Annotated in this window: 30 protein-coding genes; 15 read left to right on the top strand and 15 right to left on the bottom strand. The window is 62.7% G+C overall.

All coding sequences use genetic code 11. The annotated features are described in order from the left end of the window. The first annotated feature begins 1 nt into the window (after nt 1). The 4 genes from ACR1XV_RS12975 (at nt 2) to ACR1XV_RS12960 (ending at nt 3,258) form a co-directional block, all read left to right on the top strand. Nucleotides 2-271 carry a hypothetical protein gene (locus tag ACR1XV_RS12975; RefSeq protein ID WP_480531925.1) on the top strand — a complete coding sequence of 90 codons (270 nt, stop codon included), beginning with the start codon at nt 2-4 and terminating at the stop codon, nt 269-271. Between the two features lie 134 nt (nt 272-405). Next, on the top strand, nt 406-798 hold the full coding sequence (locus ACR1XV_RS12970) for an MAPEG family protein (RefSeq protein WP_480531923.1): 393 nt from the start codon (nt 406-408) through the stop codon (nt 796-798). A gap of 58 nt (nt 799-856) precedes the next feature. Then, complete coding sequence (lpdA, locus tag ACR1XV_RS12965) at nt 857-2,245, top strand: dihydrolipoyl dehydrogenase (protein WP_480531921.1); 1,389 nt, start codon at nt 857-859, stop codon at nt 2,243-2,245. A gap of 164 nt (nt 2,246-2,409) precedes the next feature. Continuing rightward, entirely contained in the window at nt 2,410-3,258 is an 849-nt protein-coding gene (locus ACR1XV_RS12960) for a tellurite resistance TerB family protein (protein ID WP_480531919.1), read from the top strand. 11 nt (nt 3,259-3,269) lie between these two features. On the opposite strand, the gene ACR1XV_RS12955 is transcribed toward ACR1XV_RS12960, so the two are convergent. From ACR1XV_RS12955 to ACR1XV_RS12940, 4 genes are read right to left on the bottom strand one after another with little or no spacing between them, the layout of a single operon-like run. Next, nucleotides 3,270-3,875: a pyridoxamine 5'-phosphate oxidase family protein gene (locus ACR1XV_RS12955; RefSeq protein ID WP_480531917.1), complete on the bottom strand. Its 606-nt coding sequence runs from the start codon at nt 3,873-3,875 to the stop codon at nt 3,270-3,272. Further along, the gene (locus ACR1XV_RS12950; protein WP_480531915.1) at nt 3,862-4,602 is read right to left on the bottom strand and encodes a lysophospholipid acyltransferase family protein; all 741 of its coding nucleotides are present in this window, start codon (nt 4,600-4,602) and stop codon (nt 3,862-3,864) included. The genes ACR1XV_RS12955 and ACR1XV_RS12950 overlap by 14 nt, the downstream gene beginning before the upstream one ends. Then, nucleotides 4,602-5,501, bottom strand: a complete 900-nt coding sequence (locus ACR1XV_RS12945) for a cell division protein FtsX (RefSeq protein WP_480531913.1) — start codon at nt 5,499-5,501, stop codon at nt 4,602-4,604. Before ACR1XV_RS12945 ends, ACR1XV_RS12950 begins: the two co-directional genes overlap by 1 nt. Further along, nucleotides 5,498-6,175 (bottom strand): cell division ATP-binding protein FtsE, encoded by a 678-nt coding sequence (locus tag ACR1XV_RS12940; protein WP_480532073.1) that lies wholly within the window; start codon nt 6,173-6,175, stop codon nt 5,498-5,500. The genes ACR1XV_RS12945 and ACR1XV_RS12940 overlap by 4 nt, the downstream gene beginning before the upstream one ends. 182 nt (nt 6,176-6,357) lie before the next feature. Between ACR1XV_RS12940 and ACR1XV_RS12935 the strand changes: the two genes are divergently transcribed. Continuing rightward, nucleotides 6,358-7,053 carry a zinc-ribbon domain-containing protein gene (locus tag ACR1XV_RS12935; protein WP_480531911.1) on the top strand — a complete coding sequence of 232 codons (696 nt, stop codon included), beginning with the start codon at nt 6,358-6,360 and terminating at the stop codon, nt 7,051-7,053. 5 nt (nt 7,054-7,058) lie between these two features. Here ACR1XV_RS12935 and ACR1XV_RS12930 read toward each other — a convergent pair whose 3' ends face one another. From ACR1XV_RS12930 to argH, 5 genes are read right to left on the bottom strand one after another with little or no spacing between them, the layout of a single operon-like run. Further along, entirely contained in the window at nt 7,059-9,599 is a 2,541-nt protein-coding gene (locus tag ACR1XV_RS12930; protein WP_480531909.1) for a TIGR02302 family protein, read from the bottom strand. Nucleotides 9,600-9,635: 36 nt separating this feature from the next. Further along, nucleotides 9,636-10,901, bottom strand: coding sequence for a diaminopimelate decarboxylase (gene lysA, locus ACR1XV_RS12925; RefSeq protein ID WP_480531907.1), 1,266 nt, complete (start codon nt 10,899-10,901; stop codon nt 9,636-9,638). Nucleotides 10,902-10,951: 50 nt separating this feature from the next. Beyond that, nucleotides 10,952-11,101, bottom strand: coding sequence for a hypothetical protein (locus ACR1XV_RS12920; protein ID WP_480531905.1), 150 nt, complete (start codon nt 11,099-11,101; stop codon nt 10,952-10,954). A gap of 5 nt (nt 11,102-11,106) precedes the next feature. Further along, nucleotides 11,107-11,289, bottom strand: coding sequence for an argininosuccinate lyase (locus ACR1XV_RS12915; protein WP_480531903.1), 183 nt, complete (start codon nt 11,287-11,289; stop codon nt 11,107-11,109). Continuing rightward, a complete protein-coding gene (gene argH / locus ACR1XV_RS12910; RefSeq protein ID WP_480531901.1) occupies nt 11,289-12,677 on the bottom strand; it encodes an argininosuccinate lyase in 1,389 nt (462 codons plus the stop codon). The genes ACR1XV_RS12915 and argH overlap by 1 nt, the downstream gene beginning before the upstream one ends. A gap of 21 nt (nt 12,678-12,698) precedes the next feature. Here argH and ACR1XV_RS12905 point away from each other — a divergent pair, with 21 nt between their 5' ends. From ACR1XV_RS12905 to phbB, 7 genes are all read left to right on the top strand, one after another. Further along, nucleotides 12,699-13,265, top strand: a complete 567-nt coding sequence (locus tag ACR1XV_RS12905; RefSeq protein ID WP_480531899.1) for a TlpA disulfide reductase family protein — start codon at nt 12,699-12,701, stop codon at nt 13,263-13,265. A 457-nt stretch (nt 13,266-13,722) separates the two neighbouring features. Further along, the gene (locus tag ACR1XV_RS12900; protein WP_480531897.1) at nt 13,723-14,109 is read left to right on the top strand and encodes a hypothetical protein; all 387 of its coding nucleotides are present in this window, start codon (nt 13,723-13,725) and stop codon (nt 14,107-14,109) included. Then, nucleotides 14,106-15,077 (top strand): sterol desaturase family protein, encoded by a 972-nt coding sequence (locus ACR1XV_RS12895; protein WP_480531895.1) that lies wholly within the window; start codon nt 14,106-14,108, stop codon nt 15,075-15,077. The genes ACR1XV_RS12900 and ACR1XV_RS12895 overlap by 4 nt, the downstream gene beginning before the upstream one ends. Before the next feature lie 91 nt (nt 15,078-15,168). Further along, entirely contained in the window at nt 15,169-15,348 is a 180-nt protein-coding gene (locus tag ACR1XV_RS12890; RefSeq protein ID WP_480531893.1) for a hypothetical protein, read from the top strand. 92 nt (nt 15,349-15,440) lie between these two features. Further along, nucleotides 15,441-16,274, top strand: coding sequence for an EAL domain-containing protein (locus ACR1XV_RS12885; RefSeq protein WP_480531891.1), 834 nt, complete (start codon nt 15,441-15,443; stop codon nt 16,272-16,274). Nucleotides 16,275-16,463: 189 nt separating this feature from the next. Continuing rightward, nucleotides 16,464-17,639 carry an acetyl-CoA C-acetyltransferase gene (locus ACR1XV_RS12880; protein WP_480531889.1) on the top strand — a complete coding sequence of 392 codons (1,176 nt, stop codon included), beginning with the start codon at nt 16,464-16,466 and terminating at the stop codon, nt 17,637-17,639. A gap of 187 nt (nt 17,640-17,826) precedes the next feature. Beyond that, nucleotides 17,827-18,549 (top strand): acetoacetyl-CoA reductase, encoded by a 723-nt coding sequence (gene phbB, locus ACR1XV_RS12875; RefSeq protein WP_480531887.1) that lies wholly within the window; start codon nt 17,827-17,829, stop codon nt 18,547-18,549. Nucleotides 18,550-18,631: 82 nt separating this feature from the next. On the opposite strand, the gene ACR1XV_RS12870 is transcribed toward phbB, so the two are convergent. After that, nucleotides 18,632-18,754: a hypothetical protein gene (locus ACR1XV_RS12870; RefSeq protein WP_480531885.1), complete on the bottom strand. Its 123-nt coding sequence runs from the start codon at nt 18,752-18,754 to the stop codon at nt 18,632-18,634. Nucleotides 18,755-18,866: 112 nt separating this feature from the next. On the opposite strand from ACR1XV_RS12870, the gene ACR1XV_RS12865 reads away from it, so the two are divergent. Together ACR1XV_RS12865 and yddG are read left to right on the top strand one after the other, a co-directional pair. After that, nucleotides 18,867-19,814 (top strand): transcriptional regulator GcvA, encoded by a 948-nt coding sequence (locus ACR1XV_RS12865; protein ID WP_480531883.1) that lies wholly within the window; start codon nt 18,867-18,869, stop codon nt 19,812-19,814. Continuing rightward, nucleotides 19,811-20,677 carry an aromatic amino acid exporter YddG gene (gene yddG / locus ACR1XV_RS12860; RefSeq protein ID WP_480531881.1) on the top strand — a complete coding sequence of 289 codons (867 nt, stop codon included), beginning with the start codon at nt 19,811-19,813 and terminating at the stop codon, nt 20,675-20,677. Before ACR1XV_RS12865 ends, yddG begins: the two co-directional genes overlap by 4 nt. Here the strand turns inward: yddG and ACR1XV_RS12855 are convergent. The 3 genes from ACR1XV_RS12855 to ACR1XV_RS12845 all read right to left on the bottom strand — a co-directional run bounded on the left by ACR1XV_RS12855 (nt 20,674) and on the right by ACR1XV_RS12845 (nt 21,942). Continuing rightward, entirely contained in the window at nt 20,674-20,838 is a 165-nt protein-coding gene (locus ACR1XV_RS12855) for a YdcH family protein (protein WP_010443648.1), read from the bottom strand. The two genes, yddG and ACR1XV_RS12855, sit on opposite strands and share 4 nt — an antisense overlap. Nucleotides 20,839-20,962: 124 nt before the next feature. Then, nucleotides 20,963-21,730, bottom strand: coding sequence for a tRNA1(Val) (adenine(37)-N6)-methyltransferase (locus ACR1XV_RS12850; RefSeq protein WP_480531879.1), 768 nt, complete (start codon nt 21,728-21,730; stop codon nt 20,963-20,965). Continuing rightward, on the bottom strand, nt 21,727-21,942 hold the full coding sequence (locus tag ACR1XV_RS12845; protein WP_170674716.1) for a putative signal transducing protein: 216 nt from the start codon (nt 21,940-21,942) through the stop codon (nt 21,727-21,729). Before ACR1XV_RS12845 ends, ACR1XV_RS12850 begins: the two co-directional genes overlap by 4 nt. 56 nt (nt 21,943-21,998) lie before the next feature. Between ACR1XV_RS12845 and ACR1XV_RS12840 the strand changes: the two genes are divergently transcribed. Continuing rightward, nucleotides 21,999-22,997, top strand: a complete 999-nt coding sequence (locus tag ACR1XV_RS12840; protein ID WP_480531877.1) for a polyprenyl synthetase family protein — start codon at nt 21,999-22,001, stop codon at nt 22,995-22,997. On the opposite strand, the gene ACR1XV_RS12835 is transcribed toward ACR1XV_RS12840, so the two are convergent. Together ACR1XV_RS12835 and ACR1XV_RS12830 are read right to left on the bottom strand one after the other, a co-directional pair. Beyond that, nucleotides 22,990-23,811: a 4-(cytidine 5'-diphospho)-2-C-methyl-D-erythritol kinase gene (locus ACR1XV_RS12835; protein ID WP_480531875.1), complete on the bottom strand. Its 822-nt coding sequence runs from the start codon at nt 23,809-23,811 to the stop codon at nt 22,990-22,992. The genes ACR1XV_RS12840 and ACR1XV_RS12835 overlap by 8 nt on opposite strands. Then, nucleotides 23,801-25,456 carry a tetratricopeptide repeat protein gene (locus ACR1XV_RS12830; protein ID WP_480532071.1) on the bottom strand — a complete coding sequence of 552 codons (1,656 nt, stop codon included), beginning with the start codon at nt 25,454-25,456 and terminating at the stop codon, nt 23,801-23,803. Before ACR1XV_RS12830 ends, ACR1XV_RS12835 begins: the two co-directional genes overlap by 11 nt. Nucleotides 25,457-25,610: the final 154 nt, after the last annotated feature.

The following is a 25,610-nucleotide window of genomic DNA, read 5'->3' as shown; positions in this document are numbered from 1 at the left end:
CATGGCGACACACGTACTCTGGCAGGCCGATGTGGCCGATTTCAGCGCCTGGCTGAAAGTGTTCCGCGAAGACCGCAAGGTGCGCGAGGCCTCGGGTATCCGCGACCTGCATGTCTGGAAAGACCCCGACCAGCGCGACCATGCGATTGCCATGTTCGAGGTCGCAGACCTGGACCGGGCGCGCAAGTTCTTCGACTCGGAGGAACTGGCCATGCATCATGAACGCGGCGGCGTCGCCCATATCCAGATCAAGCTGCTGGAGCCGGTCTAACCAGCCTGACAATCCGCGTGTGCAGGGGATTTTCCTGCACACGCCACCGCACTTACGCGTGAGACCCGCCTGCCCATCAGCCTTCGAGATGTTAGTCCCGAACCCGGACACTCATCAAAAAAGGATATGTGATCATGTCTTCGGAACTTTCCATTCTTGCGCTTTATGGCCTGCTGGTCGTGGGGATCATCCTGCTGAACATCCTGACCGCGATGTCTCAGGTCGGGCTGATGACGCTGGGCGGCGCGCGCGATGACATGCCGCCGCTGACGGGCGTGGCCGCGCGGGTTGAACGCACGCTGTCGAACTCGGTCGTGGCGATGGCGCTGTTTGCGCCTGCGGTGCTGATCCTGGCCGCGCGCGACGGCTTTACCGCTGGCACCTTGCTGGCGGCGCAGGTTTTCCTGATCGCACGCATCGCTTTCGTCCCGGTTTACGCCTTTGCCATCCCGGTCCCGTTCCTGCGCACGCTTGTCTGGCTGGCAGGATTTCTTGCAACCGTTTATCTATACCTTATGGCCCTGTAAGGCCTGACTGCCGCGCCCCTGATCCGGGCGCGGTCAAGACACATCAAGGAGTGCCCCAATGTCCAGCTATGACGTCATCGTAATCGGAGCCGGCCCCGGCGGCTATGTCTGCGCCATCCGCTGCGCCCAACTGGGGCTGAAAACCGCCGTGGTCGAAGGGCGGGAAACTCTGGGAGGCACTTGCCTGAACGTGGGGTGCATTCCGTCCAAGGCGCTGCTGCATGCCTCGCACCAGCTGCATGAGGCCGAGCATAACTTTGCCAAGATGGGCCTGAAGGGCAAATCGCCTTCAGTCGATTGGAAGCAGATGCAGGCCTATAAGGACGAGGTCATCGAGGGCAACACCAAGGGCATCGAATTCCTATTCAAGAAGAACAAGATCGACTGGCTGAAAGGCTGGGGCTCGATCCCCGCCGCCGGTCAGGTCAAGGTGGGTGATGAGGTGCACGAGGCCAAGAACATCATCATCGCCTCGGGGTCCGAGCCGTCGGCGCTGCCGGGTGTCGAGGTGGATGAAAAGGTCGTCGTGACCTCGACCGGTGCGCTGTCGCTGGGTAAGATCCCGAAGAAGATGGTGGTGATCGGGGCCGGTGTGATCGGGCTGGAGCTGGGCTCGGTCTACAGCCGTCTGGGGGCCGAGGTGACGGTGATCGAATTCCTCAAGGAAATCACGCCGGGCATGGACCCTGAGGTTCAGAAGACCTTCCAGCGTATCCTCAAGAAACAAGGTCTGAAATTCGTCATGGGTGCGGCGGTGCAAAAAACCGAAGCGACCAAGACCAAGGCCAAAGTGACCTATAAGCTGCTGAAAGATGACAGCGAGCATGTGATTGACGCCGACACCGTTCTGGTTGCCACGGGGCGCAAACCCTATTCGGATGGTCTGGGGCTGGAGGCTCTGGGCGTTGAGATGACGCCGCGCGGTCAAATCAAGGTGGGTGCGGATTGGCAGACCAACGTGCAGGGCATCTACGCCATCGGAGACGTCACCGAAGGCCCGATGCTGGCCCATAAGGCCGAAGACGAGGGCATGGCCGCCGCCGAACAGGTCGCAGGAAAGCATGGCCATGTGAACTATGGCGTCATTCCAGGCGTGATCTACACCTGGCCCGAGGTCGCCAATGTCGGCGAAACCGAGGCGACGCTGAAAGAACAGGGCCGTGCCTACAAGGTCGGCAAGTTCATGTTCATGGGCAACGGCCGCGCCAAGGCGAATTTCGCCGCCGACGGGTTTGTCAAAATCCTCGCCGACAAGGACACCGACCGCATTCTGGGCGCACATATCATCGGCCCAGCAGCAGGCGATCTGATCCACGAGGTCTGCGTTGCGATGGAATTCGGTGCCTCCGCCGAAGATCTGGCCCTGACCTGCCACGCGCATCCGACCTATTCGGAAGCCGTGCGCGAGGCGGCGCTGGCCTGCGGAGATGGCCCGATCCACAGCTAAGTCGCCACCATTGGCAACACATCAGGCGGGCCGGAAGGTCCGCCTTTTTCTTGCCGTGAACGAGCCTTAGTTTTGCTCGTCTCTCGGTTGCATTTTCAGCTTCATGACGACTTCGTGGTTGTATCGCAGATCGTCTGGTTTACGCATAAACACTTGAGGCAACAATGCGATTTCTGATCTTGTGCGCAACAGCGCTGATGTTTTCAACTTTCTTCGGAGACCCGGCCGAGGCCCGGCGCAGCGGCGGCACTTCGGGCACATCCGAAGAGCTGAGCCTTATCGTCGAGACGCAGCTTACCAATGACAAGGACCAGCAATTGTCGCTGTGTCACCTGACCGAAAAGCGGCATGTCATGTTCCTGCCGATCTGGCGCAGCTCGCTGGGCTATGCGATGGCGACGAACAAATGCGACGCCGATCAGTATTACCCGGTCGATGCCGAAAAGCTGGCCCTTGGCAAACTGCTGGGCGAGTTGCCCCAGGACCTGCCGGAGCAGCCGAAGATGTCGTTCAGTGACATGATCTCGGGCTTCTGGGGTCTGGGCGTTATCGTCGTGCTGCTGGGCTTTGCCGGGGTCAAATGGGCCGGACGCAGCGCGCGCACCAGCAAGCGCAAGGCCGAGATGAAAGGCGCGGCCCCTGCGGCGATCAAGGCAATGGATGCCATGTGCCATGCAGCCAAGGCCGATGGCAGGCTGGACGATAGCGAGATTGCCCTGATGGCCGATATCGCACAGCAAATGACCGGTGAAGCGTTTGACGAACAACGCATCCGCCGCATGTATGATCTGGCCGAGGCAAAGCCCACCGATCATCAATTCGCTGGGTTCGGCAGCGGCCTGAGCCCGGATCAGAAGCGGCTGGTCATGCAGGCCGTTCTGATGGTCGTGGGCGCGGATGGCGATCTGGACAAGCGTGAAACGGCCTTTGTTCAGAAGCTGGCGCAGGGGCTGAAAATCAACGCGGACGAGGTCCGGGCGCTGTTCCAGTCCATCCACGCACAACCGGCCTGATCAACAGGCCCTTACCACATCGTCTTGGCGGCGCGCGCTCCCCATTCCTGGTCATAGCGCGCGCCGCCTTCTTCTCCGGCGGTCATTTCGGCGAGGATTTCTCCGGCGGTTGGCAGGCCCTCGGCGTCATCGCCGCCAGCCCATGTCTGCGCCCGCATCAGCGCGCGGGCGCATTGGGTGTAAATCTCGGCGATTTCGATGATGATGACGGTGGAGGGTTGTTTGCCTTGTTTTTCAAAGCCGGCGCGCAGCGTTTCGTCCGCTGTCAGGCGCGCCGAGCCGTTGACCCGCACCACGGTGTTTGAACCGGGCACCATGAACATCAGCGCCACGCGCGGGTCCCGCACGATGTTGCGCAGACTGTCCAGGCGGTTGTTCCCACGCCAGTCCGGCAGCGCCAGCGTACCCGGGTCCAGTTCCAGCACAACAGGCCCGTCATCGCCGCGCGGGCTGCCGTCGACGCCTTCAGGGCCCACGGTGCTCAGCACGCAGAGCCGCGCGGTCATGATCCATTTGCGGTAGAGCGGCGTCAGTTGCCGGGCCACCTTGCGCAGCGAGGGTGCGCCGGGGGTACCGTAAAGCCCCTCGAGCGTCGTCATGTCTTCAATGAACTGCATCCGGGTCAAATCCCACTTCGCGCATCAATGCGTTTGAACCTGTTTCGATGACGTCCTCAAGCCGCTCCAGAAAGGCGTCCCGGCCAACGCCGGGCTCGATCGGGTCGAGGAAATCGACGATTGCCGTGCCGGGTTTGCGCAGGATGCCGGTTCTGGGCCAGAACACGCCCGCGTTTGTGGCAACCGGTACGCAGGGATAACCCAGCCCCTGATACAGTACCGCTGTCCCCACCTTGTAGGGTTTCGGAACACCGGGCGCGACGCGGGTGCCTTGCGGGTAGATCACCAGCTGGCCGGGTTCGCTGAACTCTTTGGCCACATCCTTGACCATCTTGGCCACCGCCACGCCCCTTTTGCCGCGATCGACTGGGACACAGCCCAGCCGGCGGGCATACATGCCGATGACCGGGGTCCACAGAAGCTCTTTCTTCATGATGAACTTGCCATGGGGGATGGCGCTGAAGATCATGATGATATCGAGGAAAGACTGGTGCTTGGCCGCGATCACCACCTCTCCGGTCGGAGGGTTTCCGCGGATTTCGCTGCGGATGCCGACCATCCAGCGGGCCAGCCACATGGTCGTGCGGGCATAGGTCATGCAGGCTCGCGCAGCGCCGCGTTTGGCAAACAGCGCGTAGGGCGCAAAGACAATCCCAAGGATCAGCATCCACGCATAGATCGTGAACATGAAGATCAGCGACCGTATCCATTGAAGGGCCATGAACATCACGAAAGCTCCTTTAACTTGCGCCGCGCCGCCGACCATGTGGCCAGAAACGCAACCGCCGCGCCCAAAAGCGGGATCAGCACGGGCAGCAGCCAGCCTGCCCCCTGAAACCCGAGCCCGGTTAGAAATCCACCCGCGTCCGAGGCTTCGGGCAGCAGCAGAACGCCGGACATGCCCAGCAGGGTGCCGACCGCGGCCCCGAACAGCGCGCGGAAGGTAAACCGCCGCACGAAGGCTCCGGCAATGAACCGGTCGCGGGCACCGACCAGACGCAGCACCTCGATGATCTGGGCGTTGGCGGCCAGCGAGGCATTGGCGGCCAGCGTGATCATCGCAGCCGTGGCCCCACCAATCAGCAGGATCGAGATCCAGCCCAGCCGCCGCAGCGACATCGCCGCATCAACCAGCGGTTCGCGCCAGCGGGTGTGATCATCCAGCACCGCCCCGGGCACTTCGGCCCCCAGACGCAGGCGCAGACCGGCCGCGTCCAGACCGGGCGGGCCTTCGATGATCTCGATCAGTTGCGGGATGGGCAGCGTCTCCAGCGGCAGGTCGGGGCCGAACCAGGGCGACAGCAGAGCGGCCTGTTCTTCGCTGGTCAGCGCGCGGGCCGAGGCGACGCCGGGGGTTTGGCTCAGCACGGTCAGCGCAGCCTCGGTCTGGGCGGCGCGTTGGTCGGCGGGGGCGTTGATCCGCAGCGTGGCGGCCCCCGCCAGTTCCGAGGCCCAGCGATCCGCCAGCCGCCCCGAGGCCAGCGACAGGGCCAGCGCAAAGACGGCCAGAAACGCCATCGCGCCGGATACGAACAGGGTCAGTTGCGCGGTAAACCCGGTGGGCGGCACCACCCGGTCGGCGCGGCTGTCGCGGCGCAGCAGGTTGCGGATGTCACCTTTGCTCATAAGTCGGCCCCCGCAAGCTGCAGGCGGCGTTGGGAAATCCGCAGCACCCGCGCCTGCACCTGACTTTTGGCTGCGCGGATCAGGGACAGGTCATGGGTGGCGATCAGCACGGTCTTGCCCATCCGGTTCAACTCAACCAGCAGACGCAGCAGGCGTTGCGACATCTCCCAATCGACATTGCCGGTGGGTTCATCCGCCAGCACCACGTCCGGTGACAGGATGACCGCGCGGGCCAGTGCGGCGCGTTGACGTTCACCCCCAGACAGTTCCGGCGGCAGCGCCTCGAGGCGGCTGCCCAGCCCGACCCAGCCCAGCAGTTCGGTCAGGTCGTTCTGTTCGCCTGCCTCTGCCCGGCCCGACACCATCAACGGCAGGGCTACGTTTTCAGCTACGGTCATGTGATCCAGAAACCGGCAATCCTGATGCACGACGCCGATGCGACGGCGCAGCAGGGCCATCTGGTCACGGTCCAGCCGCGCAATATCCTCGCCAAAGGCGCTGAGCCGCCCCGAGGTCGGCAGCAAAGCGCCGTAGCACAGTTTCAGCAGCGTGGTCTTGCCCGAGCCCGATGGCCCGGTCAGAAAGTGGAACGATCCCGGCTGCAGCTTTAGCGACACATCGCTCAGCAATTCGCCGCCGCCATAGCTGTAGCTGATATTTTCCAGCTCGATCACGCCTGTCCCCTTTGTTCTGCTCACCTCTTGCCCGAGCGCAGCCGCGGTTTCAATGCCTTGGGCGGGTCCAATTGGCGACACTTGGTCCGCGATAACGAAAACGCGCTTTGCTGTTGGGTCTTAACGGAATATCATCCCTGAAAAAACGACAATCAGGCCCGCTTGGCGGGTCAGGAGGCAGAATGCGTTTAACGTGTCCGAATTGCAGCGCCCAGTATGAGGTTCCGGACGAGGTGATCCCCGATGGCGGGCGCGACGTTCAGTGTTCCAACTGCGAGCAGACGTGGTTTCAGGCCAAGGCCCAGAAGGTCGCAGCCCCTCCGGCGCCCCCAGAGCCCGAAGTCGAAGAGGCCGTCGATGACGTAACAGAGCCTGCGGAAGCCGCCGAGGCAGAGCCTGAAGCTGCCGACGAGACCGGCAATGTCGACCCGGCGGTGGCCAATATCCTCAAGCAGGAGGCCGCGCGCGAGGCCGAGCTGCGCGAGCAGGAAGGCAGCAATCTGGAAAGCCAGCCCGATCTGGCGCTGGAAACCCCCGACGAACCCAAGGTCAAACCAAAGCGCCCCGCCGCGACCGAGACCGCAGCGGATGCCGGTCAGAAGGATGCGCTGCCGGATGTCGAGGCGATCAATTCCGGCCTGCGCAGCGATTTGACGTCGGACGATGCTGAGGCCGCCCCGACGCGCAAATCCGGCGGGTTTTTGCGTGGCTTTACGATCATTGTGGTGATCGGGATCATTCTGCTGATGATCTATGGCAACGCGCCGCAGATCAGTGAGGCGGTGCCGCAGGCCGATCCGGTGCTGCAATCTTATGTCTCGCTGATCGATCAGGCGCGGGTCTGGCTTGAGGCGCAGACCGGCGGGGCACAGAACTAAGGCCCTCAGAACCGCTCGAGCAGGCGTTTGAGATATTCCAGTTCGATCTGGGGCCGGTCGGTTTCACCGGTGCGGCGGCGGATTTCGTCCAGCAATTCGCGTGCGCGGCGATAGACGTCTTCGCCCTGCAACAGGTTGTCATCGGTCGAGATTGAGCCGGCGGCCCCCGGCGTGCGGCCCAGCGGATCGCGGTTGTTGGCCTCCATATCCCCGGCCTCGGTGCCCTGACCCGGCTGGTTCTGCTGGTTCTGGGCCAGCGCTTCGCCCAGCGAGCGCATGCCTTCGCGCAGCGCCTCCATCGCTTCGGATTGGCGGTCGATGGCTTCGGCCAGATCGTTGCCGCGCAAGGCATCCTCTGCCTCATCCATGGCGCGGCCCGCACGGCCCAGCGCATCGCGTGCGGCTTCGCCCTCGGGGGTGCCGCCACCGGGCAGGCCCTGTTCCTGACGCTGCAATTCATCCCGCAGCGCCTGTTGCCGGTCCGCCAGTGACGGCTGACCGGTGTCGCCATCCCCCGCCTGATCCTGCGAGCCCTGACCCTGACCGTCATGGCTCTGCCCACGGCCCTGACCGCCCGAGCGGCCCTCGTTGCCCTGACTTTCACCCGCCTGCGCGCCCGGGTTGAACTGTTCCTGCAGGTTGCGGAAAGCCTGATCGCTGAGGCCCTGCTGTTCGCGTAGCGTCTCGGCCAGCCCTTCCATGGCCTGCTGGCCTTCGGATTGTCCGCCTTGCCCCTGCCCTTGGGTGACGCGCATGTTTTCCATCATCTGCTGAAACTCTTCCAGCGCCTGCTGCGCCTCGGCCATGCGGCCCTGCTCCATCAGTTCTTGTATGCGGTCCATCATCCGCTGCAGGTCATCCTGTGTCATCTGCAGGGTTTCACCGTTGGGCCCTTGCTGGCCCTGCTGGGTCTCGCCGTTTTCCTGCGCCAGACGCTGCAGTTGGCGCATATAGTCCTCGGTTGCCTCGCGCAGTTCCTGCATCAGTTCGGCGATTTCCTCATCGGTGGCGCCGTTCTGCATCGCCTCGGTCAGACGTTCCTGCGCGCGGCGCATCCGTTCCAGCGCGTCGGCCAGCGTGCCGTCCTCGATCAGAACCGCCAGTTCCCACAGGGCTTGCGCGATCTCTTCCTGTTGCTTGGCGTTCAGCGCGCCATGGCGATCAAAAGTTTCCAGCCGCCGCAGGATCACCCGCAGGCGCAGATATGCGGTGTCGGACCGGAACAGGTCCTCGGGCAGGTGCGAGACGGCGCGCAGCAGTTGCGACACGCGCAGCGCGTTTTCGCGCGACCAGAGCAAATCGCGGCGCTGCTCGGCCACCGCTGCGGCCAGCGGATCAAAGAACCGCCGCGCGGGCAGGTTGGCCAGATAGGGCTCGGCCACGGTTTCCTGATCTGCGGCATCGCGGGCCATCAGGGTGATTTTCACCGGCAGATGCGCCCATGGGTGCTGCGAGAAATCTTCGATCAGGTCTTCGGTGAAATCGGTGCGGTCGCCGGTGATCGGCATCGGCAGTTCGACCGTAATGCTCTCGCGCGGCTCGGGGTCGGTTGCCAGACCGAATTCGCGGTTCACCGCGGCCAGATCCAGTTCGATCCGGGCCGAGCCCGAGGTGATGCCGTAATCATCCGCCGCCGCAAAGGGCAGCTTCATCTGACCCCCGGCCTCGGATTCCGGCGCGTCGGCCACCGCGATCCGGGGGGCGGTGTCGGCGATGATATTCAGCCCCCAATCCCGCCCGGCGGGGCCTTCGATCCGCAACAGGCCTGAGCGATCGGCGACGAAATCCTGTTCCGGTTCCGTGGCGGCCTCGGTGCCCAGCGGCGTGATGGTCTCGGTCAAGCTGTGTGCGCCGACCTCTCCGTAAAACCGCAGCGTGATGCGGCTGCCCTGGGGGACAGTCAGCGTGGCGTCGGTCTGATCGGCCAGATACAGCGTCGGCAATCCGGTATAGCGGGGCGGTTCGACCCAGCCTTCCCAGCTGGGCCCCTGCCCGGCCTGCGCGGTTCCGGGCGTCATGTCGGCCACCGAGCCGATCCGCCAGAACGAGCCGAAAAGCGCCGCCACCACCAGCGCCAGCAACGCGGCATAGCGCAGGGCGTAGGGGTCGCGCGAAGCCAGCCGCAGGTCGGGCTTCACCGGTTCGGCCTGCGCTGCGCGCGCGGCCATGCGGGCCTGATGGGCCTGCCACAGGGCGACCGAATCCGCATCCATTGCCCCGATGGCCTGATCGTCCAACAGCGCCTGAATGGGTCGCCCCGGCAGGGTTTCATCCAGCCGCACCAGCGCCTCGGCGCGGCTGGGCAGGTGGAAACGCCGCACCCCGAGAATCGCGGTTGTGATCAAGCCCAGCAGGCCGATACCGGCACAAATCCAGACGGTTTCGATGCGCACAAGGTCCTGCAGCCCCAGCATCAGGGCTGCCAACAGGGCCATAAGGATCGAGAAGAAGGGCCAGAAGGCGCGTAAAACCTGCTCGGCCAGCATCCCTGCATGCGTCAGCCACAGGGACAGTCTTGGGATCGGCAGGTTTGATACGTCGCGCAAGGCGGGCCTCCTGATCGGGCCCGCGCGCCTATCGCGTCAGAGCCACCCCGGTATGGTATCGCGGTTTATGATTTCGTCAAAGCTTGGCCGTTCACGAATTACGGCAAATTGATCCCCGTTCACCAGAACTTCGGGAATCAGGGGCCGGGTGTTGTATTCGCTGGACATGACCGCGCCATAGGCCCCAGCACTGCGGAATGCGATCAGATCACCCGATTTCAGCGGTGGCATGTTGCGCTGTTTGGCAAAGGTATCGCCGGATTCGCAGACCGGGCCGACGATATCATAGGGCTGTTGTTCGACCCCGGGGACAGGTTCGTCTACGGCAACAATATCGTGATATGCCTCATACATTGCAGGGCGGATGAGATCGTTCATCGCGCCGTCGAGAATCAGGAAATCGCGATCTTCACCGGATTTGACGTAGATGACCTTACTGACCATCAGACCTGCGTTGCCCGCAATCAGACGGCCCGGTTCGATTTCGATCTCACAGCCCAGATGGCCCAGTGTTTTCTGGATCATCGCGCCATATTCGACCGGCAGGGGCGGCGCATCGTTCGAGCGCGTATAAGGGATACCCAACCCTCCACCCAGATCGAGGCGGCGGATATTGTGGCCTTCGGCGCGCAAGCGCTCTGTCAGCTCAGCAACCTTGTTGTAAGCCAGCTCAAACGGCTCCAACTCGGTCAGTTGCGACCCGATATGCACGTCGATGCCGATCACTTCCAATCCCGGCAGGCTGGCGGCCAGCGCATAGACCTCGGAGGCGCGCGAGATCGGGATGCCGAATTTGTTCTCGGACTTGCCGGTGGCGATCTTGGCGTGGGTCTTGGCGTCCACATCCGGGTTCACCCGCACGGTGATCGGTGCAACGACGCCCAGTTCCAGTGCAACGGCGTTGATCACCTGCATCTCGGGCTCGGATTCGACGTTGAACTGACGGATACCGCCAGTCAGGGCGGTGCGAATCTCATCCGCCGTTTTGCCGACGCCCGAAAAGACGATCTTGTCGCCGGCCACGCCTGCAGCCTTGGCACGCAGATATTCCCCGCCCGAGACCACATCCATCCCCGCGCCTGCCTGCGCCAGCGTCTTCAGGATCGCCTGATTGCTGGCCGCCTTCATCGCGTAACAGACAAGGTGATCGGTGCCCTCCAACGCGTCATCGAACAGCTTGAAATGCCGCAGAAGGGTCGCCGTCGAATAGACATAGAACGGGGTTCCGACCGCGGCAGCGATTTCGGAAATGGGGACATCCTCGGCGAAAAGCGCGCCGTCGCGGTAGAGAAAGTGATCCATACCCGCGCGCTTAGACCAAAAGAGGCATTCGGATCAATTGATTCCGCGCTTTATCCACCGGTCGACACACCAACCCGCCCATAGCCTGAGATCGAGATGCCGGTGCCACTGGGTCGGGCCTCGGGGTCCGGGCGGGGTGGGGTTGTGGGGTCGCAGGCTGCAAGCAGCGCCGTGATCAGGCCCGCGATGAGGGGTTTCACAGGGCTCACAGCCCCAGATAGACGCCCAGACCGCCGCGGCGCAGGCCGACGCCGCCGCCGACATGGGTGCCGCTGGTGCCGACGCCGATATTGGCGCTCATGGTGGGTTGAATGGGTTCGCCGTCGGCGCCGCATCCCGCAAGGGCGGCTGTGGCCGAGATCAGTGCCAACACACGCATCATTCGCATCACACCAGCGCCTTCCATCGCTTGATCTGGGCCCGCACCTGATCCGGGGCGGTGCCGCCATAAGACTGGCGCGAGTTTACCGAATTTTCGACCGTAAGGACAGAATAGACGTCATCGGTGATGTCTGCATGGACCGATTGCATATCCTCAAGCGTCAGATCGGGCAGGTCGCATCCCTTGCTCTCGGCCATCGCCACCAGCGATCCGGTGACGTGGTGCGCATCGCGGAAGGGCAGGCCCAGAACGCGCACCAGCCAGTCGGCCAGATCGGTCGCGGTCGAGAAACCCGACCCGGCAGCAGCCGCAAGGCTGTCACGGTTGGCGGTCATGTCCTTGACCATGCCCTCCATCGCGGCCAGCGCCAACATCCAGTTGTCGGCGGCGTCAAAGACCTGTTCCTTGTCCTCCTGCATGTCCTTGGAATAGGCCAGCGGCAAGCCCTTCATCACCATCATCAGCGCGGTGTTTGCGCCATAGATGCGGCCCACCTTGGCGCGGATCAGTTCAGCGGCATCGGGGTTTTTCTTTTGCGGCATGATCGACGAGCCGGTCGAGAAACGGTCGGACAGCGTCACAAAGCGGAACTGGGCCGAGGACCATATCACCAGTTCCTCGGCAAAGCGCGACAGGTGCACGGCGCAGATCGAGGCGGTGGACAGGAACTCCAGCGCAAAGTCGCGGTCGCTGACGGCGTCCAGCGAGTTGGCGGCGGGGCGGTCAAAGCCCAGCGCCTCAGCGGTCATAGCGCGGTCAATGGGGAAGGACGTGCCTGCCAGCGCCGCGGCCCCCAGCGGGGATTCGTTCATGCGGGCGCGGGCGTCGCGGACGCGGCTGAGGTCGCGGCCAAACATCTCGACATAGGCCATCATGTGGTGGCCCCATGTCACCGGCTGCGCGGTTTGCAAGTGGGTGAAACCGGGCATGACCCAATCCGCCCCGGCCTCGGCCTGCGCCAGAAGCGCTCGGATCAGGGCCAAAAGGCCGGTTTCGGCCGCATCGAACTGATCACGCACCCAGAGCTTGAAGTCAGTCGCGACCTGATCATTGCGCGACCGGCCTGTGTGCAGACGGCCTGCGGGCTCTCCGATCACCTCTTTCAGGCGCGCTTCGACATTCATGTGAATGTCTTCCAGCGCGGTCGAAAACTGAAACGCGCCGTTCTGGATTTCTGACAAGACTGTGAGCAGCCCTTCCCGAATGGCCTGCGCGTCATTATCAGTAATAACGCCTGTGGCAGCCAACATGGCGGCATGGGCGCGCGAGCCTGCAATGTCCTGGGCTGCCATCCGCTGATCGAACCCGATCGAGGCGTTGATCGCCTCCATGATCGCGTCTGGACCGGCGGCAAAGCGGCCGCCCCACATCTGGTTCGAGGATTGATCGGTCATGAAAGAAAACCCGGAGTTGATATGCGCCTGTTACGTCTGATCCCCCTTTATATGGCCCTTGCGCTGGGTGCAAACGCGGCGTTGGCCGCGGATGTCGAAACGCTGAAGCCGCTGCGTGACGGCACGCTGAAACGGCTGATCCTGCATAAAGAGCCGAAAGAGGCCAAGGTGATCGAATTTCAGCTTGAGGATGACGGCGGTGTCGGCACGCTTGAGGATTATCGCGGCAAATATGTGCTGATCAATTTCTGGGCCACATGGTGCGCCCCCTGCCGCAAAGAGATGCCGCAGATCGCCGAGCTGCAGGAGGAATTTGGCGGCGACAGGTTTCAAGTTCTGACGCTGGCCACCGGGCGCAACACGCCCGCAGGGATCAAGAAGTTCTTTGACGAGAACGGCATCGACAACCTGCCCCGCCATCAGGACCTGAGCTCGGCCGCTGCGCGCGAGTTCGGCGTCATCGCCCTGCCGATCACGGTGATCCTGAACCCCGACGGTCAGGAAATCGCGCGGCTGATTGGCGATGCCGAGTGGAACTCGGACAGCGCGAAGGCAATCATCGGCACGCTGGTTGGCGGGGAAAGCTGAGCCTAAAGGTTCAGAACAGACCGCAATTTTGACTGTAGCAGTTCGACAAGTTCGGGCTGCATATATTCATACTTGTCAGGCACCCCGAGCGCGACAACCGACTTGCGACCGGCATAGTCAGGGAATTGGGCCAATAGCCGCTTTTTCTGCCGGTTTTCCATGACGACAATGATGTCGGACCAATCCAGATGTTCAGTAGAAAGCCGCTCATCCGCATCTCTGCTGAGGCCTGCGAAATCCGAAGAGAAGCCGGGCCATGCAGAGACAATGTCTGCTGCCGTCGGGCTCCTCATCCGGGCTTTGCCACATACGAATAGAATATTCATCTGAAAAGGGTGTCAGGTTTCAAACACGCACACCAGTGCAATCTGGCTACTTCTCCGACTTGCATCGGCTGACGCGACGCCACCTTTGACACTGGCTCCTGACCTTTGCACTCTGCGTGCGGGAGGATGGAATGCCGCTTGAAATACTGCTTGTTCTGGTGGTCGGCGGCATCGCCGGTATCACGCTGCTGCTGCATCTGACGGGCAAATCCCGGCGGCATGTGCTGACGCGTGAAACGGCGCCAGATCAATGGCTGCGACATTTCCCCGATGACACGGTGATCGATGCGACCATCGCCCAAGACGGTCACGCCGCCCTTGTGCGGACCGAGACCGGGGCCGGGCTGCTGTGGTCGCATGGGGCCGATACGGTTGCGCGGCACCTGTTGGATTTCGACTGGATCGAAAATCCCGACGGTTTCGAGGTTCAGTTTCATGATTTTTCCACCCCCCGTGCCCTGATCCGCCTTGATGAAATCGAGCGCCGCCATTGGCGTTACCTGATGGACCCGGAATGACTGACCAGATTACCTTTCCCGATGCGGTGCAATGGGCCGTGCCCTTCTTCATCGCCGCCATTCTGGCCGAGTTCCTGTGGATCGCCGTCAAAGGCCGGGGCGGGCGATATGAGACGCGCGATGCCGTGACCTCGCTGATCATGGGGGCGGGCAATATCGCGTCGGGTTTCCTGCTGGGGTTCATCGCCTACGCGTTCTTCATGTGGCTGTGGCAGATCACTCCGCTGAACCTCGGCACGTCGATCCCGGTGATCATTCTTTGCTTTGTGCTGGATGACCTGCGCTATTACTGGGTGCATCGGTTCGGGCACCGTATCCGCTGGGTCTGGGCCAGCCATGTGAACCACCACAGTTCGCAGCATTACAACCTGACCACGGCGTTGCGGCAGACATGGACCTATACGTTCACCTTCATGATGGTGGTGCGCGCGCCGTTGATCCTGCTGGGGTTCCACCCGGCGATGGTGCTGTTCGTGGGCGGGCTGAACCTGATCTATCAGTTCTGGATTCACACCGAGGCCATCACCAAGATGCCCCGCTGGTTCGAGGCGGTGATGAACACCCCCAGCCATCACCGCGCCCATCACGGGCGCAACGCGCGGTATCTGGATTGCAACTATGCGGGCGTTTTCATCATCTGGGACAAGATGTTCGGCACGTTTGTACCGGAACAAGAGGATGACCGCGTCGATTATGGGCTGGTGCATAATATCGGCACGTTCAACCCGTTGCGCGTAGCCTTTCACGAATGGGTCGGCATCTGGCGCGATGCAACGCAGCCGGGGCTGACGCTGCGCCAGCGTCTGGCCTATTGCTTTGCGCCGCCGGGCTACAGCCATGATGGCAGCCGCGACAGCTCGGCGCAGATCAAGGCCAAGCATCTGGCCCGCCACCCAGAAGACCACGGAACGCCCGGATTCGAGCAATTTGATGCGCCTGCGCCCAATCCTCGGGCAAAACAGGCCTGAATATCGGCGGAAAGACGCAAAAGCAGTTGATTTCTGGCCCCAAGGCTCCATATGAGACGTCAGTTTCTGATCTGAGTAGCCCGAGGCCGTTATGTCCCGCATCATCACCATCTCAACCTCTGTTGGTCTGACCGGGCTGGTGCTGGCCATGTTTGCCGCCCTCAGCGCGGCCTCGACCGTGGCGCTGACGCTGGGCTTTGTCATGACAGTGCTGGGCCTGATTGGCGCGGTGGCCGGAGCGGCGGGACGCGCGTGGCAATCAGTGCGCTGATCTTTCGCGCACGGAAAACTGTCTCTTCTTAACCGTAGATTCATCTGTTTGACCTGAAATCAGGCCATCCCTTTCGTGGACAGGCTTGAGATATGCGGGACAGGAAACTGGCAGATATGCCCGACGGCGCGGACAATCCGCTGAACGCGGCGGTGACGTCGCGGGACCGGTCCGCCGTGCAGATGGCGACAGACGCGGTGAAGCACAAACAGTGCAAGCTGGCCTTTCAGCCGGTCATGCAGGCCCAGCCACCGCAGGGCGTGGCCTTCTACGAAGGGTTCATCCGCGTGCTGGACGAAACCGGCCGCGTGATCCCGGCGCGCGAATTCATGCCACAGGTCGAACACACCCCCATTGGCCGCGATCTGGATTGCATCGCGCTTGAGATGGGGCTGCGGACCCTGATCCGGAACCCCGGTATCCGGCTGTCGATCAATATGTCGGCTCGCTCGATCGGGTATGCGCGCTGGTCGCGGGTGCTGGACAGGTTTCTGAAGAAAGATGGCTCTTTGGGGGAACGACTGATTCTGGAAATCTCGGAAAGTTCGGCCATGCAGGTGCCCGAGCTGGTGGTCGACTTCATGGATCGGCAGCAGGCGCGCGGCATCGCCTTTGCGCTGGACGATTTCGGGGCCAGCAATTTCAGCTTTCGCCATTTCCGCGAGTTTCTGTTCGACGCCGCGAAGATCGACGGGCAGTTCATTCGCGGTGTCGCCCGTGACCGGGACAATCAGGCGCTGGTCCGCGCCCTGATCGCCGTTGCGCGGGAATTCGAGATTCTGGTGACCGCCGAATCGGTCGAGACCGAGGAAGATGCAAAATTCCTGATCGCCAATGGGGTCGATTGCCTGCAGGGGTTCCTGTTTGGTGCCCCGTCTGTCACACCTCCATGGATACCGGAAAAACCCGCCAAAACCGGCAGTTGACCGATCGCGGCACGCAAAAGGCCGCCGTAGTTGACGCTGAGACAAGCTGTCCGTTGCTGCACTTGCAGCATTCCTGTATCCCAGAGCATACTGGAGCAAGGGATCGCGCCGCCTCTTTTGACTGAGAAATCTCTCTCGGTCAGCGCCGCCAGTTTCCCTACAGGACCTTGACGGTAAAGGATTGACTATATGACCAACGTAGTAATCGCATCCGCCGCACGCACAGGCGTCGGCAGCTTTGGCGGTTCGTTTGCGAACACACCTGCACATGATCTGGGCACCGCCGTGCTTGAGGCCGTCGTCGAACGCGCCGGTGTCGAGAAGGGCGAGGTAAGCGAAACCATCATGGGTCAGGTCCTGACCGCGGCGCAGGGTCAGAACCCCGCACGTCAGGCGCATATCAACGCTGGTCTGCCGCAGGAAAGCGCGGCCTGGGGTATCAACCAGGTGTGCGGCTCGGGCCTGCGCGCGGTTGCGCTGGGCGCGCAGCACATCCAACTGGGCGACGCCGATATCGTGGCCGCAGGTGGTCAGGAAAACATGACCCTGTCGCCCCACGCCGCCGCCCTGCGCGCCGGTCACAAGATGGGCGACATGAAATACATCGACACGATGATCCGCGACGGCCTGTGGGATGCCTTCAACGGCTATCACATGGGTCAGACCGCGGAAAACGTCGCTGAAAAGTGGCAGATCAGCCGCGACATGCAGGATGAATTCGCCGTGGCCTCGCAGAACAAAGCGGAAGCGGCCCAGAATGCGGGCAAGTTTACCGACGAGATCGTGCCATTCACCATCAAGACCCGCAAGGGCGACATCGTGATGGACAAGGACGAATACATCCGCCACGGCGCAACCATCGAAGCAATGGGCAAGCTGCGCCCGGCCTTTACCAAGGATGGCTCGGTAACAGCGGCCAACGCCTCGGGCCTGAATGACGGTGCCGCCGCAACCCTGCTGATGTCGGCAGAGAATGCCGAAAAGCGCGGGATCGAGCCTCTGGCGCGTATCGCATCTTACGCGACCGCCGGTCTGGACCCGTCGATCATGGGCGTGGGCCCGATCTATGCCTCGCGCAAAGCGCTGGAGAAAGCGGGCTGGTCGGTTGACGATCTGGATCTGGTTGAGGCCAACGAAGCCTTTGCCGCTCAGGCCTGCGCTGTGAACAAGGACATGGGCTGGGATCCGTCGATCGTGAACGTCAATGGCGGCGCGATTGCCATCGGTCACCCCATCGGTGCCTCGGGCTGCCGGGTTCTGAACACCCTGCTGTTCGAGATGAAGCGCCGTGACGCCAAGAAGGGTCTGGCGACCTTGTGCATCGGCGGCGGCATGGGTGTCGCCCTGTGCGTGGAGCGTGACTAAGGGCTTTGACACGCAAATAGAAAAGGGCGCCCGACCGGCGCCCTTTTTTGTTACAAATCCCCTCTATCCCCCGGATGCGACAATATTGACGACCAGAAAGATCACACCGACCACGAAACGATATTGCGTAATCAAACCCACCAAAGTAACAGAATTACCAAGACGATCAGAATTGAAGGAGTCCTAAATGGCACGTACAGCACTCGTAACCGGCGGTTCCCGCGGCATTGGCGCAGCAATTTCCAAGGCCCTGAAGGCCGAAGGGTATAATGTCGCCGCCACCTATGCAGGCAACGACGAAGCCGCGGCAAAATTCAGCGAAGAGACCGGCATCAAGACCTATAAATGGAACGTCGCCGATTATGACGACTCCAAAGCTGGCATCGAAAAGGTCGAGGCCGAGGTTGGCCCGATCGACGTCGTGGTCGCCAATGCAGGCATCACCCGTGACGCGCCGTTCCACAAGATGACCCCGGAACAGTGGCAGCAGGTGATCGACACCAACCTGACCGGCGTGTTCAACACCGTCCACCCGGTCTGGCCGGGTATGCGCGAGCGCAAGTTCGGCCGCGTGATCGTCATCAGCTCGATCAACGGACAGAAAGGCCAGTTCGCGCAGGTGAACTATGCCGCGACCAAGGCGGGCGATCTAGGCATCGTGAAATCGCTGGCGCAGGAAGGCGCACGCGCCGGTATCACCGCCAACGCGATCTGCCCCGGCTATATCGCCACCGAGATGGTGATGGCCGTGCCGGAAAAAGTACGCGAATCCATCATCGCTCAGATCCCTGCGGGCCGTCTGGGTGAGGCGGAAGAGATCGCGCGCTGCGTGACCTTCCTGGCCTCAGATGATTCTCAGTTCATCAACGGGTCGACCATTTCGGCCAACGGCGCGCAGTTCTTCTCGTAACCTGACGCCTTTTTGAACGAAAACGGGCCGGTCCGCGCAGGACCGGCCCTTCTTGTATCCCGTAAGACCGCGCGCGCTGCGGTCAGCGGGAACCGAACAACCACGACCAGATGCGGGCGACGGCCTTGCCGCGTTCCTGATGGGCGCGGTGGATGGCGCTTTGGATGGCGCTTTGGATGGTCGGGTTGGTCGTCACTTCGATCATGGCGGGACCTCTTTCTATCAAGTTAATCTTGCCTTGCCCTCAACATGACCGTTATCTTGAAGGCTCGCAAACGAGAGTTTTCACCGCTTCAGTTCAGAATAACTTAATCGAAATGCCCGACCGCCTGCCCCCTTTGACCGCGCTGCGCGCCTTCGACGCCGCCGCGCGGCATATGTCATTTGCCCGTGCCGCCGACGAGCTGAACGTGACCCCCGCCGCCTTGTCCTTTCAGATCAAATCCCTGGAGGAGCATCTGGGCCACCCCCTGTTCCGCCGCCTCAACCGCGCCGTGGAACTGACCGAGGCCGGGCGCACGCTGGCCCCCGGCGCCGCTGACGGGTTTGCCGCGCTGCAGGCCGCGTGGCAGGCGACGCGGCGGCTGCAGGACGACACCAGCCTGACCGTCACCGCAGGCCCTGCGCTGACAGCGAAATGGCTGGCCCCGCGTCTGTATGAGTTCGCGCGGGCCAATCCGGGGATCGACCTGAAATTCTCGGCCACGCTACGTAACATGGACCTTGAACGCGACGATGTGGATGTGGCGATCCGGTTTGGCTATGGCCCGGATGAGGGGCTGTATTCTGTGCCCGTCCGCCGGGAGTGGCTGACGCCGGTGATGACGCCGGAACTGGCCGTGCAATTCCCGACGCCTGAATCGCTGCGTGAGGCCCCGCTGATCCATGACGAGTCGATCAGTTTTCTAAAGCCGCACTGCGACTGGCCCGCGTGGTTCCGCGCGGTGGGGCTGGAGTTTACCCCAACCCACGGGGCGCACTTTTCCAACGCTGATCACGCCATCGACGCCGCTGTCGCCGGCGTGGGCGTGGTGCTGGGTCGCCGCGCGATGATCCTGAAAGACCTGACCGAGGGGCGGCTGGTCGCGCCCTTCAAGGTCGCGCTGGAAACCGCCGGTCGGTTCCGGTTCCTGTGCCTGCAGGGGGCCGAGAAACGACCCCAGATCGCTGCATTCCGCGACTGGTTCATCGCCGAGATTGAAAAGACCGCGCATATATCGGATGAGTTCGAGATCATCCCTGTCGAAAAGGTGGCCACCGAATGAGCAAAATGACCGCGACCGCAATCGGCTTTGTCGCCGTGCTGCTGTGGTCTTTGCTGGCGCTGTTCACGGTGGGCTCGGCCCCCACGCCGCCGCTGCTGCTGAATGCGATCTGTTTCACGATCGGCGGTACGCTGGGCCTGATCTGGACCATGGTCTCGGGCGGGTTGGGGCAGTTGCGCCAGATCGCGTGGACAACCTATCTGTTTGGCGCGATTGGCCTTTTCGGCTATCACGCGCTGTATTTTTCGGCCCTGCGCATGGCCCCGGCGGCCGAGGCGGGGCTGATCGCCTATCTCTGGCCTTTGCTGATTGTGCTGTTGTCTGGCCTGCTGCCCGGAGAGCATCTGAAACCGGGTCACCTGATCGGGGCTTGCCTTGGCTTTGCCGGGGCGGCTGTGATCATCACCGGCGGCGGCAGCGCCGGGTTTCAGATACAGCACCTGCCCGGCTATGGGCTCGCGCTGCTGTGTGCGCTGACATGGTCGGGCTATTCGGTGCTGTCGCGGCGGCTGGGCGATGTGCCCACAAGCTCGGTTGCTGTATTCTGTGTTGTGACCGCTATCGCGTCATGGGCGCTACATTTCGCAGTTGAAGAGACCGTCTGGCCGCAGGGCGCATTTGGCTGGGCCTCGACCCTAGCGCTGGGGCTGGGACCGGTCGGGCTGGCCTTTTATGTCTGGGATATCGGGGTCAAGCGCGGGGATATTCAGATACTGGGCACCGCCTCATACGCGGCCCCCTTGCTGTCGACGCTTGTGCTTGTGCTGGCCGGGATCGCCGCCCCGTCCTGGGGTCTGGCGATCGCGGCCTTGTTTGTCACCGGTGGCGCTGCCGTCGCGGCCCGCGCCAGCCTGAAGGCTTAGGCCGACAGGCGCTCGATCTCTTCTTTCAGCTTCAGCTTCTGCTTCTTTAGCTGCGCGATATGGAGATCGTCGATACCAGGTGAGCGTTGCGCCTCTTCCACTTCAAGACCGAGAATTTCGTGTTTCTTTTTCAACTCCGTCAGATGCGCGCTTACGCTCATGGCGGTCCTCCTTCTCTGGTTGGTGAGTGTCACGTAAGAAGTTGATCACATCATTTCCACCCTGTCACGCTGCAGACGCATAGAATCTGTCCTAAATCCGACAATTTCGGCTGGTCATTGCCGATCAGGCGAAATGTTTGGTCAAATCCGCACCCTGCCGCAGCACCGCCGAGACCTCAGCGGTATAGCTGTCGCCATCGTTCAGATGCCGGTCTCCGGCATGTAAAACCAGCGGCGCGTGCAGGCGAAACGCAGCCCGCCCGCCCTTTCTGGCGCGCAGAATCACCAGTTCAGCCGCGCGGCTCGTGCGCGGTGCCAACGGCAGCACCTGGACCGAGCCCAAGCGGCCCGCGCATCCCGTCAGCATATCGGGCAGGCGGTCGGCTTTCTGGATCATGTGCAGGTATCCGCGCGGGGTCAGTCGGCGAGCGGCGGCGGCAATCCAGTCACTCAGCGGTGTATCTTCGCCCAAAGCAACTCGCCGCCCCGGATCGGTGGCGGGGCTGTGCGTGCCGGGTTTGTAATAGGGCGGATTGGCGATGACGTGGTCGAACTGCATCTGGCGCAGATCATCCGGCAGGGCGTTCAGATCCGCCTGAACCACAGTCAGAGCCGCATTTTCAGCGGCATTCCGGCGCGCCAGCTCCGCATAGGAGGGCTGCACCTCGACCCCTGTCGCCTGAAGCTGCGGAACGCGCGCCATCAGGCACTGGATCGCGGCCCCCGCCCCGCAGCCCAGTTCCAGCACCGACTGGCCCGCCTGCGCCGGAACCGCCGCCGCCAGCAAGACCGGATCGACCCCCGCGCGGTATCCGGAACGCGGCTGCCACAGACGCACGCGGCCACCCAGAAAATCATTACAGGTCAAATCACTGTCGGAAAAACCGCTCATCGGCCCAGCGGAATCTCGTTGTCGCGCATGACACGCTCGGCCCGGGTCAGGTCATCTGCGCGCACCATCAGGCGGCGGGGGAAGATTCCGATGCCGCCTTCGAGGATGCTCATATTTACGTCCATCTGAAAGCAGTCTATATCCTCGCCCTTAAGAAGGGCGGTTGCAAAGGCCAGGATGGTCGGATCGGTGCTGCGCAACAGTTCTTTCATGGGGATGGATGTAAGGGCAAGGTGAGCGGGATGTCGAGCCTTGTATCAGGAGAGTGATGAACGTCAGCACGATCTCGAAACCGCATGAGCGTCTGGCAGAGATGCTGGCGGATGAAATGGACGCGGTGAACACGCTGATTCGGACGCGCATGGCGTCGGAACACGCGCCCCGCATCCCCGAAGTGACCGCGCATCTGGTCGAGGCGGGCGGCAAGCGCCTGCGCCCGATGCTGACGCTGGCGGCGGCGCAGGTGTTTGGCTATGCCGGGGATCATCACGTCAAGCTGGCGGCGACGGTCGAGTTTATTCACACCGCGACCCTGCTGCATGACGATGTGGTCGACGAAAGCGGCCAGCGGCGCGGGCGGCCTACGGCGAACCTGCTGTGGGACAATAAATCCAGCGTTCTGGTGGGCGATTACCTGTTTTCCCGCAGCTTCCAGTTGATGGTCGAGACGGGATCGCTGCGGGTTTTGGACATTCTGGCCAATGCCTCGGCCACCATTGCCGAGGGCGAGGTGCTGCAGATGACCGCTGCCACCGATCTGGGCACGGATGAGGGCGTTTATCTGCAGGTTGTGCGCGGTAAGACTGCGGCGCTGTTTTCCGCTGCGACTGAGGTCGGCGGCGTGATCGCTGGTGCGTCCGAGGCGCAGGTCAAAGCGCTGTATGATTATGGCGACGCGCTGGGGATTGCGTTCCAGATTGCGGATGATTTGCTGGATTATCAGGGTGATAGCGCAGCGACGGGCAAGAATGTTGGCGACGATTTCCGTGAGCGCAAGCTGACCCTGCCGGTGATCAAGGCCGTGGCACAGGCCACCGCCGAAGAACATGCCTTCTGGGAGCGGACGATTGGCCGCGGTCGTCAGGAAGAGGGCGATCTGGATCATGCCCTGTCGCTGATGGCGAAATACAGCACGCTGGACGCCACCCGCGCGGATGCGTTCGGTTGGGCGGCGAAGGCCAAAGCGGCTCTGGCCGCGCTGCCTGATCATGAGATCCGCGACCTGCTGGGCGATCTGGCGGATTACGTGGTCTCGCGCCTCAACTGAGCATCGTCGCGCGGCACCACCAATCGGGATGTGCGGCACCGATCTCATAGGCGGCGAAATGGGCCGCTTTCGGGGTCGGGTAGAGCGCGAAACAGGTCGAGCCTGAACCTGACATGCGCGTCAGCAAGACATCCCGTGTGTCGTCCAGCGCGTCCAGAACATCTGCGATGCCGGGCGCGACCGATGTGGCGGGCGCTTCCAGATCGTTGCGCTGATCCTGCAGCCAAGTGGCGCAGTTTTCAGGTGTTTCAAACGCAGGGGTCGTGGCGGGCATTGGCGCGTTTTCACGGTTTTTGAGCGCGGAAAAAACCGGCCCGGTTGGCACCCCGATCCCGGGATTGACCAGCAGCGCGGGCAGGTCGGGCATCTCAACCGGCTCGATCTGCTCACCGATCCCGCGCATCCGCGCGGCGCGGGCGGTCATGCAGACCGGGACATCAGCGCCCAGCGACAGCGGGGCGTCGTCCGCTATCTTGGCCCCTTGAGCCGCCGCGCTGCGCAAAAGGGCCGCCGCATCCGAGGAGCCGCCGCCAATGCCGCCGCCGTGGGGCAGGTGCTTGTCCAGATGGATATGCCCGGTCCAACCGGCAGCCTCAGCCGCCTGCCAGACCAGATTGCGGGCATCACAGGGGACGCCATCGGCGAACTCTCCGCTGACCTCAAGCGACAGATCAGGGCCCGGGGTCAGGGTCAGCCGGTCGCCCATATCTGCGAATACAACCAGCGAATCCAGCAGGTGATAGCCATCGACGCGCTGGCCGGTCACATGCAGGGTCAGGTTGATCTTGGCGGGCGCAAACGCCTCAGCCTTCATTGGCGACCTTCAGGGGCTCGGCCCCTTCTTCGGCCAGAACCGCATCCAACCCGACCTCGATCTTGCGACGGATACGGTCAGGGTCGGCCTCTCCATCCGTGTCTTCGGGGTCGATGAAAGACAGGGCGCGTTTCCACTGGAACTCGGCCTCGCGGGCGCGGCCGACGGCCCAGTAGACATCGCCCAGATGATCGTTGACCACCGGATCGACCGGCATCAGCTCAACGGCACGTTCCATGTGGTCCACCGCCTCGTCGTAGCGGCCAAGGCGGAACAGGACCCAACCCAGACTGTCGACGATATAGCCGCTGTCGGGGCGCGCAGCGACAGCGCGTTCGATCATCTCAAGCGCTTCGTCCAGCTTTTCCTGACGCTCGACCAGCGAATAGCCCAGATAGTTCAGCACCTGCGGCTGGTCGGGGTTCAGTTCCAGCGCGCGGCGGAAATCGGTCTCGGCCTTGTCCCAGTTCTTGAGACGTTCGTGCGAGATACCGCGCGCATAATGCAGGAACCAGTTGCCACTGCCCCCTTCCTCGGTCAGGTCGATAGCCCGGTCATACGAGGTGACGGCGGCCGCGTAATCCTCTTGCTGGCGGCGCAGATCGGCCAGCGCCACATGCACGCCGGGCAGATCGGGGCTTTGGGCGGCAAGCGTCTGCAGCACTTCGGCGGCGGCATCCTTGCGGTCGGACCGGCTGAGCACTTCGGCGCGGCCCAGTTCGGCGGCGTGATAATCGCCGCTGTCCGGCGGGACCTGCCGATAGACGTCGACGGCCAGATCGTATTGTTCCAGCCCGTCCAGCAGCTCGGCGCTCAGCAGGATCGCGTCAATATGGTCGGGGCGCAGGAACATTGCGATGCGGCTGTAGAGCAGCACATAATCCTGCGCCGCCTCGGCGCTGAGTGCTGCACCGACCGAAAAGAACACCTCGGCCATGCCATCGCGGGCCGAGCGTACATGGGTGAAGGGCAGCGTCTGGCCATCGCTGAGGCGCGCAACATAGCTTTCGATGGTCGGGTCGCTGCCGGCGGCGAACACATCCTCAAGGAATTGCAGCGCATCGGCGTTGCGGTCGAGCTGCGACAGAACCTCGGCCCGGGCCAGCGCGGCGCGGCGCGAGAACCGGGCGACGGTGCCGTTGCCCTCGGCAAAAATCGCCTCGGCCCCTTCGAAATCACCGATCGAGGCCAGCGCCATTGCCTTATGATACAGCGCGAATTCTCTCAGCCCGTCCTGGGTCGAGACCGCATCGAACTGCTCCATCGCTTTGGTGACGGATCCCTGATCCATATGGGCCCAGCCCATCATCAACCCGTCGACCAGCGGGCCGACGCCTTGGGTTTCGTGATCGCGCGCCAGAAACTCGTCCAGCTTGCCGTCGGCCACCAGATTGGCGGAAATGACCATGCGCGCGGCCTGACTGGGCAGGTTCGCGGCCTCGATGGTCTGCGCCACGGGCAGCGCGCGGGCGATCTGGCCCAGCGCCAGCCGCGCCACGACGACGCTTTCCAGCAGCTTGGCGTTTTCGGGATCGGCTTTCAGCGCCTGCGAGTAATAGCGTTCCGCCGCCGGATAATCGCTTTGGTAAATCGCCTGCCGCCCGGCCAGATAGGAGCCGGTGTCCGAAACCGCCGGAAGCGCCATTGCTGAGCTGAGGATCACGGCCAGTGCCGCGCGTCGAACCAGGGAAACCACCGATATCCTGCCTTGCTGTCGTTGACTGACCGACAAGCTAGGGCTTCGGCGCACAAGAGGCAATGGCAGAGCCTTCACGACCCTGCCAGAGCCCGTGTTCCCG

Source organism: Ruegeria sp. AD2(2025) (genome assembly GCF_056542385.1).
Note: the sequence above shows the minus strand (reverse complement) of the source record. Positions and strands in the feature narration are given on the sequence as shown.

Bases quoted from the DNA above. Each gene is read 5' to 3' on its own strand.
- ACR1XV_RS12975 (WP_480531925.1), top strand. From the start codon at position 2: ATGGCGACACACGTACTCTGGCAGGCCGATGTGGCCGATTTCAGCGCC.
- ACR1XV_RS12970 (WP_480531923.1), top strand. From the start codon at position 406: ATGTCTTCGGAACTTTCCATTCTTGCGCTTTATGGCCTGCTGGTCGTG.
- lpdA (WP_480531921.1), top strand. From the start codon at position 857: ATGTCCAGCTATGACGTCATCGTAATCGGAGCCGGCCCCGGCGGCTAT.
- ACR1XV_RS12960 (WP_480531919.1), top strand. From the start codon at position 2,410: ATGCGATTTCTGATCTTGTGCGCAACAGCGCTGATGTTTTCAACTTTC.
- ACR1XV_RS12955 (WP_480531917.1), bottom strand. From the start codon at position 3,875: ATGCAGTTCATTGAAGACATGACGACGCTCGAGGGGCTTTACGGTACC.
- ACR1XV_RS12950 (WP_480531915.1), bottom strand. From the start codon at position 4,602: ATGTTCATGGCCCTTCAATGGATACGGTCGCTGATCTTCATGTTCACG.
- ACR1XV_RS12945 (WP_480531913.1), bottom strand. From the start codon at position 5,501: ATGAGCAAAGGTGACATCCGCAACCTGCTGCGCCGCGACAGCCGCGCC.
- ACR1XV_RS12935 (WP_480531911.1), top strand. From the start codon at position 6,358: ATGCGTTTAACGTGTCCGAATTGCAGCGCCCAGTATGAGGTTCCGGAC.
- lysA (WP_480531907.1), bottom strand. From the start codon at position 10,901: ATGGATCACTTTCTCTACCGCGACGGCGCGCTTTTCGCCGAGGATGTC.
- ACR1XV_RS12915 (WP_480531903.1), bottom strand. From the start codon at position 11,289: ATGCGAATGATGCGTGTGTTGGCACTGATCTCGGCCACAGCCGCCCTT.
- argH (WP_480531901.1), bottom strand. From the start codon at position 12,677: ATGACCGATCAATCCTCGAACCAGATGTGGGGCGGCCGCTTTGCCGCC.
- ACR1XV_RS12905 (WP_480531899.1), top strand. From the start codon at position 12,699: ATGCGCCTGTTACGTCTGATCCCCCTTTATATGGCCCTTGCGCTGGGT.
- ACR1XV_RS12900 (WP_480531897.1), top strand. From the start codon at position 13,723: ATGCCGCTTGAAATACTGCTTGTTCTGGTGGTCGGCGGCATCGCCGGT.
- ACR1XV_RS12895 (WP_480531895.1), top strand. From the start codon at position 14,106: ATGACTGACCAGATTACCTTTCCCGATGCGGTGCAATGGGCCGTGCCC.
- ACR1XV_RS12890 (WP_480531893.1), top strand. From the start codon at position 15,169: ATGTCCCGCATCATCACCATCTCAACCTCTGTTGGTCTGACCGGGCTG.
- ACR1XV_RS12885 (WP_480531891.1), top strand. From the start codon at position 15,441: ATGCGGGACAGGAAACTGGCAGATATGCCCGACGGCGCGGACAATCCG.
- ACR1XV_RS12880 (WP_480531889.1), top strand. From the start codon at position 16,464: ATGACCAACGTAGTAATCGCATCCGCCGCACGCACAGGCGTCGGCAGC.
- phbB (WP_480531887.1), top strand. From the start codon at position 17,827: ATGGCACGTACAGCACTCGTAACCGGCGGTTCCCGCGGCATTGGCGCA.
- ACR1XV_RS12870 (WP_480531885.1), bottom strand. From the start codon at position 18,754: ATGATCGAAGTGACGACCAACCCGACCATCCAAAGCGCCATCCAAAGC.
- ACR1XV_RS12865 (WP_480531883.1), top strand. From the start codon at position 18,867: ATGCCCGACCGCCTGCCCCCTTTGACCGCGCTGCGCGCCTTCGACGCC.
- yddG (WP_480531881.1), top strand. From the start codon at position 19,811: ATGAGCAAAATGACCGCGACCGCAATCGGCTTTGTCGCCGTGCTGCTG.
- ACR1XV_RS12855 (WP_010443648.1), bottom strand. From the start codon at position 20,838: ATGAGCGTAAGCGCGCATCTGACGGAGTTGAAAAAGAAACACGAAATT.
- ACR1XV_RS12850 (WP_480531879.1), bottom strand. From the start codon at position 21,730: ATGAGCGGTTTTTCCGACAGTGATTTGACCTGTAATGATTTTCTGGGT.
- ACR1XV_RS12845 (WP_170674716.1), bottom strand. From the start codon at position 21,942: ATGAAAGAACTGTTGCGCAGCACCGATCCGACCATCCTGGCCTTTGCA.
- ACR1XV_RS12840 (WP_480531877.1), top strand. From the start codon at position 21,999: ATGAACGTCAGCACGATCTCGAAACCGCATGAGCGTCTGGCAGAGATG.
- ACR1XV_RS12835 (WP_480531875.1), bottom strand. From the start codon at position 23,811: ATGAAGGCTGAGGCGTTTGCGCCCGCCAAGATCAACCTGACCCTGCAT.
- ACR1XV_RS12830 (WP_480532071.1), bottom strand. From the start codon at position 25,456: ATGGCGCTTCCGGCGGTTTCGGACACCGGCTCCTATCTGGCCGGGCGG.